The following is a 14,518-nucleotide window of genomic DNA, read 5'->3' as shown; positions in this document are numbered from 1 at the left end:
TGAACATATTTTTCTAACTTCTTAATTGCCCGTTATCGCTTTGGCCCGATGTTGTTTCGATCTGGACCGAGGGGGCAACATGCGTTGGTTCTCAGCGTTTGCACGCAGCAAATCTGGCAATTTCGGGATGCTTGCAGCCTTGGTCAGCGTGCCGTTTTTCGGCGCCGCCGGCGCTGCGATCGACTTCAGCCAGGCCGTCTTCATTCGGTCGCAACTTTTCGATGCTGCCGACGCCGCCGCCCTGGCGGCGATTACTGAAAAATCGCAAGGGGTTGCCGAAGCGGTCAAGATGGGTGCCGATGGCGAGGTCAAGATCGCTGCGGAGGATGGCCGTCTGTTCTTCCTGGCGCAGCGCCCCAATGCGTTGACGGACGTGACCCTGTCCGTCGACATGTCGGTCTTCAAGAAGGGCAGCAACCTGAACTCCCGCGTCGACTTCACGGCGGAGATTCCAACGACCTTCATGCGGATCCTGGGGAAAAATTCGATCACCGTCTCGGGAACAGCGACGGCCACCTACCAGACGGACAGCTTTATCGACTTCTTCATGCTGCTCGACAACACGCCCTCCATGGGAGTGGGCGCAACTCCGGCAGACGTGACCAAGCTCGTCAACGCCACCTCGGACAAATGCGCCTTCGCCTGCCATATCGTCAACAACGGCGTCAGCGATAAAAACAGCTATTACAATCTTGCGCGCAAGATCGGCGCGACGATACGCATCGACGTCGTCGCGAAGGCGACCGCCGCCCTGATGGACGAGGCTGTCAGTACGCAGAAATATTCCGGCCAGTTCCGCATTGCCGCCTATACGTTCGGTGAAGCGGCGACGGACGTGAAGCTTTACACGGTCTCGAAACTGACTGCGGATCTTTCCGCGATCAAGAAGGCGGCCGAGAACATCAAGCTGATGAGCATACCTTATCAGGGCTACGACAACGACCAGCAGACGAGCTTCGATGATGCCCTGACCAAGATCAATGCCGAGATCGACCAGCCTGGCGACGGCACCACCATGACGAATCGTGAGAAGATCGTCTTCTTCGTCGCAGACGGCGTGGGCGATAGCAACAAACCGAAGGGCTGCACGAAGAAGCTCACCGGCAATCGCTGTCAGGAGCCTATCGATGTCAAGTATTGCAAGGCCTTGAAGGATCGCGGCATCCGGGTGGCCGTCCTCTATACGACCTATCTCCCCCTGCCGACGAACGATTGGTACAATTCCTGGATCAAGCCCTTCCAGAGCGAGATCGGCGGCAAGATGAAGGAATGCGCAAGCGACGACCTTTATTTTGAAGTCAGCCCCACGGAGGGCATCGAGGCAGCCATGAAAGCCCTTTTCATCAAGGTTGTAAAAAGCCCTCGCGTCACGAGTTGATGAGGACGGCGGATTTCCCGCAGCCGCCTGCTCGCCAAACCCGATGGATTGCGTCCGGGTGAATCTTCCTGGCCAGGCGCCTGCGCAAACGCTCCATGATCATGCCCAAACGGCAAAAACGGGCATTTCCGTTTTCGTCGATTGCTTGAACGACATCGTCATGTTCAAAGGAACCACCTGATTTGTCCAATTCGCTTTGTCGAGGCGAATGGGAATGGGGGAGTTTCGAGTGATGGCCAGGGTATTCGGTAAGTCGTCGGCGGAAGCTGTTCAACGTGAGAAGGGGCGCCTGGCTGCGCTTGAGCAACTCGACCTTTTCAATGGTCCGCGTGACAGTGGCTTCGACCGGATCGTTCGGCTGATCCAGCAGATATTCGATGTCGAAATCGGCCTTGTTTCATTCATCGACGGGCATCGGCAATGGTATCAGGCCTGTTCGGGCCTTTCTGCCGATGAGGTGCCTCTTGAAGACACCTTCTGCCGCTATGTCGCCGCCGACGAGCAACCGATGATCGTGCAGGATGCGATGAAGGATCCGCGATTTGTCGCGCATCCGGCCGTCACGGGCCCTGAGCATATCCGCTTCTATGCCGGCGTGCCGCTGAAGACGAAAGCCGGGATCACGATCGGTACGGTCTGCGCGATCGACCGGGCGCCTCGCTCCTTTGGCCGCAGGGATCTCTGCGTTCTCGAGGAACTGGCGGGAGTGGCGATGGACAGGATCGAATTGATGCAGACCGCCTCCACCGACAGCCTGACCGAGGCACTGACCCGCCGCGCCTTCAAGCGGGAGGCGGAGCAGCTTATCGCCGCCGCACTGCGCCACAGGCACGATCTCGCCTGCATCTTGCTCGATGTCGACCGTTTCAAGCTGGTCAACGATACGCATGGCCATGCAGCGGGCGACGAGGTGCTGAAAGCCGTTGCCGCGACCTGCCGCGCCAACCTTCGCGCCAGCGACCTGTTCGGGCGGCTGGGCGGAGAGGAGTTCGCGATCCTGCTCCCCCATATTGGGGCGGAGGACGCGATGGCCGCGGCCGAAAAGCTGCGGGCGGAAGTTTGCGCCCGGCCGATCTGCGGGGACTTCGGCACGCTCGCCGTGACCGCCAGCTTCGGGGTCTCGGCATTGTCCATCGTCGGACGGGATGTCGATACCCTGCTGGCCCAGGCGGATGCCGCAATGTACCGGGCAAAGGGCAGTGGCCGTAATCGCTGCGTTTCCTGGTCCTCGATGCAGGCCGCCAACGGGATGGGCGCGCGTCGCCGCGTGTTGAAGGCGGGAAGTGTCATCTTCAACGATCGCCGCTCGACGGTCGACTGCACCGTGAAAAGCCTCGGCGTGGATGGTGCGGGCATTACGGTCACCAACACGGCCGGCATCCCGTCGGAATTCCGGCTCGCGATAAAAGCGGAGGGATTTGAGACGGCCTGCTCCGTCATCTCAGGCGACAGGCAGAACCTCGAGGTCGCCTTCCGCTGATCGTGCAAGCGTCAAGCGATTCATCGGTCTCGCGTCTCGTTCCAGGGCGTCATGAGACGGGACCGAAATCACCGGGCGCTGCACATTTGTTGTCCTCGCTTGCGTCGCAAGGGGTTCTTTCTGCTACTGAAATCGGGCAGGTGACGGTATAGGAAGAATGTCCGCGAATCGGATTGTTTGGAGTGGTATTGCAATGACATTGCTTGCGCGCGCCGGATTGCTGGCATTGGTCCTCATCGTCCCGGCGCTGGCCGCGGCGCAGGAAACGCAGAGCTTCGAAGCGGATGACGGATCGTACAGCTTCCAGTACCCGGTGGACTTCACGCTAAGCCATATGTTCCCTGACGGGACCGGTGACGTAACGGGTGTTACGGCCTCGACGATGAGTAACGGCGACGTGCTTATCACTTTCCTCGGGCCGCGTGACCCAGGAAGCATCTCGCAAGTAAGCGAGCAAACGCGCGATGTCATCGTCGATGAATTCACGAAGGCGATCGCCGTTCTGCCCTCGATCAGACTCAAGTCTACCGCAATGACCACCCTGCTCGGCCAGCCTGCCATCGACATGGTGTTCACCAATGCGAGGTTCAGCAACGTCGCCATCAACCGCTACATATTCACGGTGGTCGACGGGAAAGCCTATAATTTCGAATGCATCTATCCCGAAGATAAATCCGGGCGCTTCTCACCCGCCTGTGACCTTGCCGTCTCGACCGTTCGCCTGGGGACAGCCGATCCTGCTGCCGCCAACGAGGCCGGCAGCGCGCCTGCTTCCGCAAGCTGCTCCGAGCTGGAGCTCAACATGCGCTCCGTAAACGTGTCGACCCTCGCTTCCGAGATCATGATGAAGGATCAGTCGCCTGACACCATCGCACGGATGAAGGCAGCCATTGAGGCGGCCGCGGCAATCAACGAACGGGCTGGCAGCGCGCCTTCGGGCCAGGATTGCAGGGATGTCGATGCGATTGTCGAGACTCTCAGATAAGGACGGAGTCACCCCGCGGTGTTTTTCGCATTGTTGTTGAAGTAATCCGATGGCCTTCGTCCAAGGCTGCGCTTGAACGTTGCCGCGAAAGCGCTGGCGCTTTGATAACCGCAGTCCAGCGCGACCGATAGAACCGGTTGCCCGCCGGCCAGTGCGGGCAAGGCGGCAAGCAGTCTCGCCTGCTGGCGCCAGCGGCCGTAGGTCATGCCCGTCTCGTGTTCGAAATGACGCATGAAGCTGCGCCGGCTCATGCCGGTGCGCGATGCTGCATCGACAAGGGCAAGCGCCATGCCGGGATCGGATTGCAATGTCTGGCAGAGATCCCGAAGCCGTTTATCGGACGGCATCGGCAGGTTGAGCGGTTCTGCGGGCAGGAACGTCAGTTCTTCCAGCAACAGCTCGCACACGCGCCGGCTGAAATCCGTAATGTCCCGTCCCTGCAGTTCGATCAGCCGCAGGATGAGTTCCCTGAGCAGGGGCGACACCTCCACCACCCCGCAGGCGCCGGGCAGCGATCCCGCGGCATCGGAGCGAACGAAGATCGCGCGGAACTCTACCGGGCCGTGGCTGCGTGTCGCATGTTCCACCATCGGCGGGACCCAGACCGCCCGATTGGGCGGCACGATCCAGGTGCCGCTTTTGGTCGAGACCGACACGACACCGGATCGCGCATAGATCAGCTGTGCATCCTGATGGCGATGGGGCGGGCCGGCGAAGGAAACATCGTCCTGCGCGATGGCGGTTACGGCGAGCGCAGACGGTGCGGGATAGTTGAGCGACATGGGTTGACCCTTTTGCGCTTTATGATGGCCTTTGCGCGCAGGAATGCCAACCTCCGCCCGCATATCATCGGCCGCAGAAACATTTTTTCGGAAAGCTATAGAGTGTCCGCCTGCGCCCGCCCCATCCTGTCCGTTTCGCCGGTGTCCGATGCGCCGTCGAACGGCGCGCGCCCGGCCCTGCTCCTTCTTCTCCTTCGACTTATCGGCGACCGCTGGGCCTGATGGCGACCCGGCGGTCGTAGTCCGCCGTCAGCACCCTTTCGTTGTCGAAGTCGCTGCTCCAAGAGCAGAAGGAAGTCATAGCCATGATGCAGAACCCCGATATCAAATACCGTCCCTTCATTTCTCCCATCGCGTTGCCGGACCGCCAATGGCCCGACCGGCGATTGACGCAGGCGCCGCGCTGGGTCTCGACCGACCTGCGCGACGGCAATCAGGCGCTTGCCGATCCGATGGACGGCGAGAAGAAGATGCGTTTCTACCGAATGCTGCTGGACATCGGATTCAAGGAAATCGAGGTCGCCTTCCCCTCGGCATCGCAGACCGAATTCGACTTCGTCCGCAGGCTCATCGAAGACGATCTTGTGCCCGAGGACGTGACGATCCAGGTGCTGACCCAATCGCGCGCCGACCTGATTTCACGTACCTTCGAGTCCCTGCGCGGCGCGCACCAGGCCATCGTGCATCTCTACAATGCGACGGCGCCGCTTTTTCGTCGCGTCGTGTTCAGGATGGAAAGGCACGAGATCGTCGATCTGGCGATCAGCGGCGTGACCGCCATGCTGGAAGAAAGCATGAAACAGCCGGAAACCCGCTGGACCTTCGAATATTCGCCCGAGACATTCTGTTTTACGGAGCCGGATTTCGCCCTCGAAATCTGCGAGCGGGTTCTCGATGTCTGGCAGCCGACGCCCGAAAACAAGGCGATCCTCAACCTGCCCGCCACGGTGGAAGTGGCCATGCCGAATGTCTATGCGGACCAGATAGAGTGGTTCTGCCGCAATCTTTCGCGTCGCGACAGCGTGATCATAAGCGTGCATCCGCATAATGACCGGGGCACGGCGGTCGCAGCAACGGAGCAGGCCCTGCTGGCCGGGGCCGACCGGGTGGAGGGGTGCCTCTTCGGCAATGGCGAGCGAACGGGCAATGTCGATCTCGTGACGCTGGCGTTGAATCTCTATACGCAGGGCATCGATCCGAAGCTTTATTTTCCCGAGATGCGTTCGGTGGTGCGCACCGTCGAGCATTGCAACGCCCTGCCGGTCCATCCGCGTCATCCCTATGCCGGCGAACTGGTCCACACGGCTTTTTCCGGCTCGCATCAGGATGCCATCCGCAAGGGCTTTTCCGCACATGAAAGCCGAAACGACGGCATATGGGAAATGCCCTATCTGCCGATCGATCCCAAGGATATCGGCGAGACCTATGAGGCGGTCATCCGCGTCAACAGCCAGTCCGGCAAAGGTGGCATCGCCTGGGTGCTGGAGCAGGACCGCGGCTTGAAGCTGCCGCGCCCGCTGCAGATCGACTTCAGCCGCCGCGTCCAGGCCTTCGCCGACGATACGGGCAAGGAAATCACCGCCGAGACGATCTGGGCATTGTTTTGCGATGTCTACCATCTGGACGGCAATGCCGATTTCGAGCTTCTGGGCTACAAGGACGGCAGAGCGGCGCGCAACGGCGAGGCGCGGGTCTTTGCCGGCCGCATCCGCCATCGCGGCAGGGAGCTTGCGATCACGGGTCGCGGCAACGGGTTGATCTCGAGCGCTTTGTCGGCCCTGCAGACCGGCTGCGGCATCGATCTGGACGTCGTCGACTACCACGAGCATTCGTTGAAACGGGGTACCTTTGCGCAGGCCGCCGCCTATATCGAATGCCGCACCCACGATGGTCGAAAGGTATTCGGTGTCGGGATCGATACCGACATCGCGACCGCGTCGGTGCGGGCCGTCCTCAGCGCCGCGGCCAATTGCTCCGACAGCGCATAGCCGTGTTCCCGTTGCCGAGCGCGACAGCTCGCAACGCTTTCGTCAGGTGCCTATCCCGCCTATGAGGCTCCGCCCTTTGAAACGGGCGATCCAGCGCTATGTACAGGATTCGCTGGCGGAAATGATCCTTGCCCACAGTGTGCGGCGGAGCGGGTGTTCGCGCCGCCGCCGCCGGCAGGGAGACATTCCCTTCAACGGCAGGAAATCCGAACGGTCTGAACATCCGAAAGGGAGAAATGGCATGAGCGACAAGGTCAGGGAAAACATGGAAGTGATCGGCGCCGACGGCGTGCATGTCGGCACGGTCGACCGCGTGGAAGGCAACCGCATCAAGCTGAAGAAGAGCGACAGCTTCGGCCATCACGAGGGCCATCACCACTATATCGAGATGGGCTTCGTGGCCGGCGTCGAGGGCGACAAGGTGCGCCTGTCGGCCAATGCCGACATCGCCGTGACGCTGGAAGAGGAAAAGTCCGGCCGTCCGGTCAAGCTCTGACCAGGTCCGGGGCGGCTTTCCTCCGGCCGCCCCGTTTTCTCAAGCGCAGGGTGCCTCCAATGGAAGACTACGATCTCTATCTCAACCCGCAGAAGCCGGCGATCGGCCTTTACGTGCGTGCCGGCGCGGGCCTTCCCGATATCGCCGATGCGAAGGACTGGATTTTCGATGGCACGGTGGAAAAAGACTCGCTACCTTCCGAGGTGGTGAAAGCCCTGGAGGCGAACGGACACGCCTTCCGCGACATGGATTGAGCCGGCATCCTGCCGGCTTGCCGCCTTCCAGCCCTTGCCGAATGGATCATGCATGGATGCAGTTCTTCCTTCCGTCGTCCCGCAGCCGGTCGCGGCGCGGCTGACACGCGCGGCCATCTTTCTCGTCGTGACACTGGAGCCCGGCAACGCGGCCGAAACCGCCGTGCGAAAGCTCTGCGCCGATCTTTCCGGCCTCCTGCGGGCCGTCGGCTTCCGCGATCTTGAAGGCGGGCTTTCCTGCGTGCTCGGCGTCGGCTCGGATGCCTGGGACCGGCTCTTCGGCGCACCGCGCCCGAAGGACCTGCATCCCTTCCGCGAAATCCGCGGCAAGCATCATGCGGTGGCCACGCCCGGCGACCTGCTCTTCCATATCCGCGCCACGCGCATGGACCTCTGCTTCGAGCTTGCAACCCACATCATGAGCCGGCTGGCGGGTTTCGTCGCTACCGAGGACGAGGTGCACGGCTTCAGCTATTTCGACGACCGGGACCTCATCGGCTTCGTCGACGGCACGGAAAACCCCGTCGACGGCGCGGCCGTCGCGGCGACGATCATCGGTGAAGAGGACGCGGATTTTGCCGGCGGCAGCTATGTCATCGTGCAGAAATACCTGCATGACCTACCCGGCTGGAACCGCGTCCCGGTTGCCGAGCAGGAGCGGATCATCGGCCGCGAAAAGCTTTCCGACATCGAACTCGACGACGCCGCCAAGCCGAGCTATGCACACAATGTCCTCACCTCCATCGAGGAGAACGGCGAGCCGCTGGAGATCCTGCGCGACAACATGCCTTTCGGCGATGTCGGCAAGGGGGAGTTCGGCACCTATTTCATCGGCTATGCCCGCTCGCCGCACCGTATCGAGCGCATGCTGGAGAACATGTTCATCGGCCTGCCACCGGGCAATTACGACCGTCTGCTGGATTTCAGCCGCGCCGTCACCGGCTCCCTGTTCTTCATTCCCTCCGCTTCGTTCCTCGACGCGGTGACGCCGGATGCAGCGCCGGCCGCCCCCGCGGCCGCGACGCCCGCGGCGACGGATCCGCCCCCGCGCCGCGACGGCTCGCTCGGCATAGGCTCTCTGAAAGAAGGGGTTTCCCATGAATAACCTGCACCGCGAACTTGCACCCATTTCCGAAGCCGCCTGGGCCGAGATCGAGGAAGAGGCGGCGCGCACGCTGAAGCGTCACCTCGCCGGCCGGCGTGTCGTCGACATGGTCGGCCCGTCGGGGCTCGGGCTTTCGGCGGTGGGTACGGGTCATGTCCTGCCCATCGCGCCGCCGGACGAAGGCATCCAGTCCCTCCGGCGCGAGGTGAAGGCCCTGGTCGAGCTTCGCGTGCCCTTCCAGCTTTCGCGCAGCGCCATCGACGATGTGGAGCGCGGCGCGCTCGACAGCGACTGGTCGCCCGTCAAGGAGGCCATGCGCAAGATCGCGTTTGCCGAGGACCGCGCGGTGTTCGACGGCTATGCCGCCGCCAATATCGAGGGGATCCGCGCGGTCGCGAGCAATCCGGCCGTGCCGCTGCCGCCGGGCGTGAAGCGCTATTCGGATGCCGTGGCGCGGGCGGTCGGCGAACTCCGGCTTGCCGGCGTGGAAGGCCCCTATGCGCTGGTACTCGGCGCGGATGCCTATATGGCGGCAAGCGGCGGCAGCGACGACGGTTACCCGGTCTTCCACCATATCGAGCGGGTGGTGGACGGCGGCATCATCTGGGCGCCGGCCATCGAGGGCGGCCTCGTTCTGTCGCTGCGCGGCGGCGATTTCGAGCTGACCGTCGGCGAGGATTTCTCCATCGGCTACCTCGCCCATTCCGCCACGACCGTCGATCTCTATGTGCAGGAAAGCTTCACCTTCCGCACGCTGACGACAGAAGCGGCCGTGGCGCTTTCCGCGGAGTAGAAAAACGGCTGGAGGCCGGCATGACGGATAAGGGTGAGCATCACGTCGTCATCGTCGGCGGCGGGTTCGGCGGACTGGAGGCGGCGCGGCATCTGGCGGCCGGCCCGTTCCGCATCACGGTGCTCGACCGGCGCAACCATCACCTGTTCCAGCCCTTGCTCTATCAGGCGGCGACGGCCTCGCTCGCCCTTTCGGAAATCGCCTGGCCGATCCGTTCCCTCCTCAGCCGCCATAAGAATGCGACGACCCTGCTCGGCGCGGTCGGCGGCGTGGATGCGGCGGGAAAGTCCGTGCTGCTGGAGGACGGGCGGCGGGTCGCCTATGACACGCTGATCCTCGCCACCGGTGCGCGCCATGCCTATTTCGGCCATGACGAATGGGAGCCCCATGCGCCGGGGCTGAAGACGCTGGAGGATGCGACGACGATCCGCCGGCGCATTCTTTCCGCCTTCGAGCAGGCGGAATGGCTGACGGATGCCGACGAGCGCCGCCGCCTCCTGACCTTCGCGATCATCGGCGCGGGGCCGACCGGCGTGGAGCTTGCCGGCACCATCGCGGAACTTGCCCATGAGACGCTGCGCCGCGATTTCCGCAATATCGACACGCGCGAGGCGCGGGTGGTGCTCGTCGAGGCTGGCCCCTGCATCCTTGCGGCCTTCACCGAGGATCTTTCGGCCTATGCCGAGCGGGCGCTCGCCCGGCTCGGCGTCGAGGTGCGCACCGGCCACGCGGTCTCGCAATGCAGCGCCGAGGGCATCGAACTCGGCGGCGAATTCCTGCCCGCCGCGACCATCCTCTGGGCGGCGGGCGTCGCCGCCTCGCCGGCGGCCGAGTGGCTGGGCGTGCCGGCCGACCGGGCAGGGCGGGTCGTCGTGGCGCCCGATCTTTCGGTCCCGGGCTTTGCGGATATCTTCGCGATCGGCGATACCGCGCATGTCGCCATGGGAGAGGGAAGGACCGTGCCGGGCATCGCGCCCGCCGCCAAGCAGGAGGGGCGCTATGTCGCCGGCGTGATCCGCGCCCGCATCGAAGGAAAGCCGGCGCCAGGCCCCTTCGCCTATCGCAACGACGGCAATCTCGCGACCATCGGCAAGCGGGCCGCCATCGTCGATCTCGGCTGGATCAAGCTCAAGGGCCGGCTTGCCTGGTGGACCTGGGGGATTGCCCATGTCTACTTCCTGATCGGCCTGCGCAATCGGCTCGCCGTCGCGCTGAGCTGGCTGTGGATCTATTCCACCGGGCAGCGCAGCGCCCGCCTGATCACCGGCGCGAATGCCGAAAATCCGGAAAGGAGACCGCAATGAGCAAGCGCTTTGCCATCGGCGATCACGTCGCCTGGAACTCGGAGGCCGGCCGCGTGTCGGGCACTATCATCGCCGTCCACACCAGCGACTTCGACTACAAGGGCCATACCCACCGCGCGTCGCCCGACGATCCGCAATACGAGATCAAGAGCGACAAGACCGACCACATCGCCGCCCACAAGGGCAGCGCGCTCGATCATGCTTGACCGCACGTGAAAGGAAAGGGCGTGCATATACGATTGGCGATATCGGAGGACAGCGAGGCGCTTTGCGCTGTCGATACGGTCGCTGCGACGGACGGCGGGCGGTGTCGCCAAATACGCGCCTGGATCGGATCAGGATGTTGCTATGCTGTCGAGGCAAACGGCCGGATCTGCGGTTATGGGGTGCTGACGGACCATTTTTTCGGCCATGCCTTTATCGAGATGGTGATGATCGGCCGAGAATTTCGCCGCCAGGGATTGGGAGAGTTCGCCATCGTTCATTTTCAGCGGATGACGGCAGGCTCGAAGCTGTTCAGCTCCACCAATATGTCCAACAGGCCAATGCAGATGCTGTTTGCAAAATGCGGTTTCAAGCCGAGCGGATACATCGACAATCTCGATGATGGCGATCCCGAGATCGTTTTCGTTTCGCCCGCCGCTTAGCAAAGAGCAGCGCCGACGAGGCCGTATTTCAGAAACTGGGAGGGCTGATCGCCCAGATCACGACGGCTTCGCGCTCGCTGGAATTCTTGTAGCGATGCGGCTCGCCTGAGGAATAGGAGCAGCTATCGCCTTCATAAAGGTGGAAATGGCGCTCGCCAACCCACATGTCGAGCTCGCCCGAGAGGACGAAACCCACGCCATCGGCAGCGTTCACGTAGCTTTCGGCGCTTTCCGTTCCCGGCGGCAGCCGGGTATAGATCATTTCCACCTGCAGGCTCATCTTCGGCGTGACCAGTTCGTCGATGATGCCGTGTTCGTATTGGATTTTCAGGCGGTTGCCGCTTCGCACGACATAGCCGTGCTCTTCCTGCGCTACCGGGGAGGCCCCTGCGAAGAACCATTGCACGGTCACCCCCAGGCTCCTGGCGATCTTCACCAGTGCGGGGATCGAGGGATAGGCGAGATTTCGCTCGATCTGGCTAAGATAGCCGGTCGAGAGTTCGCAGCTCTCGGCCAGCTGCGAAAGCGTCATCTTGCGCCTTTTGCGCAAACCCCGGATCCGTTCGCCGAGGACCGGATCCTCGATTGCGGTTTCCGCTTCCGTTCCAAGACCGCCCCCAGACGACATGCTCGCTCCGCGTAGGAATTTCCCGTCTCGCGACGGCATCCGATTGGGCCAAAGGTGCCCTGCTCTTGTTGCCGATCGATGGTCGGGCCGCAAGATGCGAAGCCGAATTTCCACTTCGGGGTGAAGCGCGTTCGACTTTTCGGCTGGCAGAACCTTGAAAGGCGGGTGTATAGTTAAATTTCATCGATCTTTTTGTCGATAGTAAAAAAATCGCTCGATTTTTTACAAATAACAAAATATGCAGGCTTCAGTTTGCTGATTTTGGGTGGGGAGGCCCGAATGACCGGCGTCGCGCATTTCAAGAGCTCCGAGCGGAGCTTCGAGCCCTACGGTGACGATTCCGGCCGCGCGACAATTTCGCGTCTGGTCGGCCCCGAATCGAGCAAGACCATGGGCGCCGGCATAGCCCGCTTCGACGATTGCTCCATTGCCTGGACCGTTCTTTACGACGAACTGATCGTCACGCTCGAGGGCAAGTTCCGCCTGCGCGTCGGCGATGAGGTGTTCGACACCGTACCGGGTGACGTTCTCTGGGTGCCGAAGGGGACCGCGCTCGCCTATGAGGGGGAGCGCGCGACGGTGTTCTACGCGCTCGCGCCCGTCGACTGGCGCACGCGTGAAATCAGGGCCTGACCGTGCAATCCGCAACCGAACGGCGTTTCCAATCCATGACGACCTCCGCGTTTCCACACCTGTTCCAGCCCCTGCAGATCCGCGGCGTGCGTCTCAAGAACCGTATCATGTCGACGGGGCATGACACGACGCTGCCCACCGATGGTCTCGTCAACGAGGCGCTGCTCGCCTATCACGAGGCGCGGGCGCGTGGCGGCGCGGGCCTGATCGTCTGTCAGGTGGCGGGCGTTCATGAGACTGCGCGCTATACCTCGCATATGCTGATGGCGACGGAAGACGCGTGTATCGAAGGCTACCGAAAGCTGGCCGAGATCTGTCATGCGCATGATTGCCGGATTGTCTCGCAGCTATTCCATCCCGGCCGGGAAATCATGGAGGGCGGCGACGGGCTGCTGACGGTTGCCTATGCGCCGTCCGTGTCGCCCAACGAGCGCTTTCGCGTCATGCCGCGCCAGCTCGACAAGCGCATGATCGACGAGATCGTCACCGGCTACGGCGAAGCGGCGCGGCGGATGCACGAAGCGGGGCTCGACGGCGTGGAGTTCGTCGCCAGCCATGGTTATCTTCCGGCGCAATTCTTCAATCCGCGCGTCAATCGCCGCACCGACGCCTATGGCGGGTCGCTGGAGAACCGGCTTCGTTTCGCCGTCGAAGCCTTGACCGCGATGCGGGCGGCGACATCGGACGATTTCGTCATCGGCATGCGCATCAGTGGCGGCGAGCGCGACGAGCATGGCCTTGCCATGGACGAGGTGCTCGAAAGCTGTCGGTTGCTGGAGCCCCTGCTCGATTACGTCAGTGTCACGGCCGGCACGTCGGCCTCGCAGGGCGGCGCAGTGCACATCGTTCCACCCATGGCCTATCGCAACGCCTATCTCGCGAGCGATGCCGCCCGCTTTCGCAAGGCGTTGGGCATACCCGTCTTCGTCGCCGGACGCATCAACCAGCCGCATGAGGCCGAAACGGTGCTGGCGCAGGGCTCCGCCGATGTCTGCGGCATGACCCGCGCCCTGATCTGCGATCCCGAAATGCCGGCAAAGGCGGAACAGGGCCGCACGGACGATATCCGCGCCTGCATCGCCTGCAACCAGGCCTGCATCGGCCATTTCCATCGCGGCGTGCCGATCTCCTGCATCCAGCATCCGGAAACCGGTCGCGAGCTCAAATTCGGCACCCTGGTGCCCGCAACGCGCCCCAAAAAGGTGATGGTGGTCGGCGGTGGTCCGGCCGGCATGAAGGCCGCGGCGATCGCGGCGGCGCGCGGCCATCAGGTCGTGCTCTACGAGGCATCCGGCCAATTGGGCGGGCAAGCGCTGCTGGCGCAGCAATTGCCGCGCCGCGCGGAGTTCGGCGGCATCGTCACCAACCTTTCGCGCGAACTGGAGCTGGCGCAGGTCCGCGTCGTCAAGGGTGTGCGGGTGGATCGGGTGTCGGTTGCCGCCGAGAGGCCGGACGCCGTCGTTCTGGCCACCGGCGCCAAGCCCTATCTGCCCGAAATCGCCGATGACGGCAGCGTGCAGGTCGTCGATGCATGGCAGCTTCTGAGGAACCAGGTGAAGACCGGCAGCCGCGTGGTGGTCGCCGACTGGCGCTGCGACTGGATCGGCCCCGGCATTGCCGAACGGCTGGTCAACGAAGGCTGCAGCGTCGATCTCGCCGTCAACGGCACCCATCCGGGGGAATTGCTGCCGCTTTACGTTCGCGACAATTTCGCGGCCGAGCTGCACAAGATCGGCGTGCGTGTCACCCCCTATGCGCGCCTTTACGGCTGCGATGGCGGCATCGTCTACATGCAGCATTCCGTCAGCGAGCAGCCGATCCTTTTCGAGAATGTCGATACGCTGGTGCTCTGTCTCGGCCACGAGCCGGTGGATGAACTGAGCGCCATGCTGGCCGACAGCGTGGAGGAATTGCACATCATCGGCGACAGCCTTGCGCCACGCACCGCGGAGGAGGCGGTCTACGAGGGATTGAAGGTCGGGACCGCACTCTAGGCGAAGCGCGTGCCGGCCGGATAGGGATTAAACGGGTGAACGGGGCTCGAT

Annotated in this window: 15 protein-coding genes and 1 pseudogene; 14 read left to right on the top strand and 2 right to left on the bottom strand. The window is 62.9% G+C overall.

The window, feature by feature from the left end:
- Positions 1-79 precede the first annotated feature (79 nt).
- From ShzoTeo12_RS24690 to ShzoTeo12_RS24680, 3 genes are all read left to right on the top strand, one after another.
- Positions 80-1,378, top strand: a complete 1,299-nt coding sequence (locus ShzoTeo12_RS24690) for a TadE/TadG family type IV pilus assembly protein (protein WP_318912882.1) — start codon at positions 80-82, stop codon at positions 1,376-1,378.
- 232 nt (positions 1,379-1,610) lie between these two features.
- Positions 1,611-2,858 (top strand): diguanylate cyclase, encoded by a 1,248-nt coding sequence (locus ShzoTeo12_RS24685; RefSeq protein ID WP_413251170.1) that lies wholly within the window; start codon positions 1,611-1,613, stop codon positions 2,856-2,858.
- A gap of 193 nt (positions 2,859-3,051) precedes the next feature.
- Entirely contained in the window at positions 3,052-3,843 is a 792-nt protein-coding gene (locus ShzoTeo12_RS24680) for a hypothetical protein (RefSeq protein ID WP_318912880.1), read from the top strand.
- Positions 3,844-3,851: 8 nt separating this feature from the next.
- Here the strand turns inward: ShzoTeo12_RS24680 and ShzoTeo12_RS24675 are convergent, their stop codons facing one another.
- On the bottom strand, positions 3,852-4,625 hold the full coding sequence (locus ShzoTeo12_RS24675) for a helix-turn-helix transcriptional regulator (RefSeq protein WP_318912879.1): 774 nt from the start codon (positions 4,623-4,625) through the stop codon (positions 3,852-3,854).
- A 305-nt stretch (positions 4,626-4,930) separates the two neighbouring features.
- Between ShzoTeo12_RS24675 and leuA the strand changes: the two genes are divergently transcribed.
- From leuA to ShzoTeo12_RS24635, 9 genes and pseudogenes are all read left to right on the top strand, one after another.
- Positions 4,931-6,613, top strand: a complete 1,683-nt coding sequence (gene leuA / locus ShzoTeo12_RS24670; RefSeq protein WP_318912878.1) for a 2-isopropylmalate synthase — start codon at positions 4,931-4,933, stop codon at positions 6,611-6,613.
- Positions 6,513-6,725 (top strand): annotated as a pseudogene (locus ShzoTeo12_RS28315) (hypothetical protein); the annotation flags it as partial. The gene leuA and the pseudogene ShzoTeo12_RS28315, both read left to right, overlap by 101 nt.
- A 129-nt stretch (positions 6,726-6,854) precedes the next feature.
- Positions 6,855-7,109: a DUF2171 domain-containing protein gene (locus tag ShzoTeo12_RS24665; RefSeq protein WP_318912877.1), complete on the top strand. Its 255-nt coding sequence runs from the start codon at positions 6,855-6,857 to the stop codon at positions 7,107-7,109.
- A 59-nt stretch (positions 7,110-7,168) separates the two neighbouring features.
- Entirely contained in the window at positions 7,169-7,363 is a 195-nt protein-coding gene (locus tag ShzoTeo12_RS24660; protein ID WP_318912876.1) for a hypothetical protein, read from the top strand.
- Between the two features lie 52 nt (positions 7,364-7,415).
- Positions 7,416-8,468: a Dyp-type peroxidase gene (locus ShzoTeo12_RS24655; protein WP_318912875.1), complete on the top strand. Its 1,053-nt coding sequence runs from the start codon at positions 7,416-7,418 to the stop codon at positions 8,466-8,468.
- Positions 8,461-9,261 (top strand): family 1 encapsulin nanocompartment shell protein, encoded by an 801-nt coding sequence (locus ShzoTeo12_RS24650; protein WP_318912874.1) that lies wholly within the window; start codon positions 8,461-8,463, stop codon positions 9,259-9,261. The genes ShzoTeo12_RS24655 and ShzoTeo12_RS24650 overlap by 8 nt, the downstream gene beginning before the upstream one ends.
- Positions 9,262-9,281: 20 nt before the next feature.
- Positions 9,282-10,565 carry an NAD(P)/FAD-dependent oxidoreductase gene (locus tag ShzoTeo12_RS24645; protein ID WP_318912873.1) on the top strand — a complete coding sequence of 428 codons (1,284 nt, stop codon included), beginning with the start codon at positions 9,282-9,284 and terminating at the stop codon, positions 10,563-10,565.
- Entirely contained in the window at positions 10,562-10,771 is a 210-nt protein-coding gene (locus ShzoTeo12_RS24640) for a DUF2945 domain-containing protein (RefSeq protein WP_318912872.1), read from the top strand. The genes ShzoTeo12_RS24645 and ShzoTeo12_RS24640 overlap by 4 nt, the downstream gene beginning before the upstream one ends.
- Positions 10,772-10,792: 21 nt before the next feature.
- The gene (locus tag ShzoTeo12_RS24635) at positions 10,793-11,212 is read left to right on the top strand and encodes a GNAT family N-acetyltransferase (protein ID WP_318912871.1); all 420 of its coding nucleotides are present in this window, start codon (positions 10,793-10,795) and stop codon (positions 11,210-11,212) included.
- 28 nt (positions 11,213-11,240) lie between these two features.
- Here ShzoTeo12_RS24635 and ShzoTeo12_RS24630 read toward each other — a convergent pair whose 3' ends face one another.
- Positions 11,241-11,840, bottom strand: a complete 600-nt coding sequence (locus tag ShzoTeo12_RS24630) for a helix-turn-helix domain-containing protein (protein ID WP_119255091.1) — start codon at positions 11,838-11,840, stop codon at positions 11,241-11,243.
- 279 nt (positions 11,841-12,119) lie between these two features.
- Here ShzoTeo12_RS24630 and ShzoTeo12_RS24625 point away from each other — a divergent pair, with 279 nt between their 5' ends.
- Positions 12,120-12,473, top strand: a complete 354-nt coding sequence (locus tag ShzoTeo12_RS24625) for a cupin domain-containing protein (RefSeq protein ID WP_318912870.1) — start codon at positions 12,120-12,122, stop codon at positions 12,471-12,473.
- 35 nt (positions 12,474-12,508) lie between these two features.
- Positions 12,509-14,467 (top strand): FAD-dependent oxidoreductase, encoded by a 1,959-nt coding sequence (locus tag ShzoTeo12_RS24620; RefSeq protein ID WP_318912869.1) that lies wholly within the window; start codon positions 12,509-12,511, stop codon positions 14,465-14,467.
- The last annotated feature ends 51 nt before the right edge of the window (positions 14,468-14,518 follow it).

It is taken from the genome of Shinella zoogloeoides, from assembly GCF_033705735.1.
Lineage (GTDB): Bacteria > Pseudomonadota > Alphaproteobacteria > Rhizobiales > Rhizobiaceae > Shinella > Shinella zoogloeoides_A.
The sequence above is the reverse complement of the archived record's forward strand: the minus strand, read 5'-3'. Positions and strand labels throughout refer to the sequence as shown.

Excerpts from the sequence above, each read along its gene's own strand:
- ShzoTeo12_RS24690 (WP_318912882.1), top strand. The coding sequence starts at position 80 with ATGCGTTGGTTCTCAGCGTTTGCACGCAGCAAATCTGGCAATTTCGGG.
- ShzoTeo12_RS24685 (WP_413251170.1), top strand. The coding sequence starts at position 1,611 with ATGGCCAGGGTATTCGGTAAGTCGTCGGCGGAAGCTGTTCAACGTGAG.
- ShzoTeo12_RS24680 (WP_318912880.1), top strand. The coding sequence starts at position 3,052 with ATGACATTGCTTGCGCGCGCCGGATTGCTGGCATTGGTCCTCATCGTC.
- ShzoTeo12_RS24675 (WP_318912879.1), bottom strand. The coding sequence starts at position 4,625 with ATGTCGCTCAACTATCCCGCACCGTCTGCGCTCGCCGTAACCGCCATC.
- leuA (WP_318912878.1), top strand. The coding sequence starts at position 4,931 with ATGATGCAGAACCCCGATATCAAATACCGTCCCTTCATTTCTCCCATC.
- ShzoTeo12_RS24665 (WP_318912877.1), top strand. The coding sequence starts at position 6,855 with ATGAGCGACAAGGTCAGGGAAAACATGGAAGTGATCGGCGCCGACGGC.
- ShzoTeo12_RS24660 (WP_318912876.1), top strand. The coding sequence starts at position 7,169 with ATGGAAGACTACGATCTCTATCTCAACCCGCAGAAGCCGGCGATCGGC.
- ShzoTeo12_RS24655 (WP_318912875.1), top strand. The coding sequence starts at position 7,416 with ATGGATGCAGTTCTTCCTTCCGTCGTCCCGCAGCCGGTCGCGGCGCGG.
- ShzoTeo12_RS24650 (WP_318912874.1), top strand. The coding sequence starts at position 8,461 with ATGAATAACCTGCACCGCGAACTTGCACCCATTTCCGAAGCCGCCTGG.
- ShzoTeo12_RS24645 (WP_318912873.1), top strand. The coding sequence starts at position 9,282 with ATGACGGATAAGGGTGAGCATCACGTCGTCATCGTCGGCGGCGGGTTC.
- ShzoTeo12_RS24640 (WP_318912872.1), top strand. The coding sequence starts at position 10,562 with ATGAGCAAGCGCTTTGCCATCGGCGATCACGTCGCCTGGAACTCGGAG.
- ShzoTeo12_RS24630 (WP_119255091.1), bottom strand. The coding sequence starts at position 11,840 with ATGTCGTCTGGGGGCGGTCTTGGAACGGAAGCGGAAACCGCAATCGAG.
- ShzoTeo12_RS24625 (WP_318912870.1), top strand. The coding sequence starts at position 12,120 with ATGACCGGCGTCGCGCATTTCAAGAGCTCCGAGCGGAGCTTCGAGCCC.
- ShzoTeo12_RS24620 (WP_318912869.1), top strand. The coding sequence starts at position 12,509 with ATGACGACCTCCGCGTTTCCACACCTGTTCCAGCCCCTGCAGATCCGC.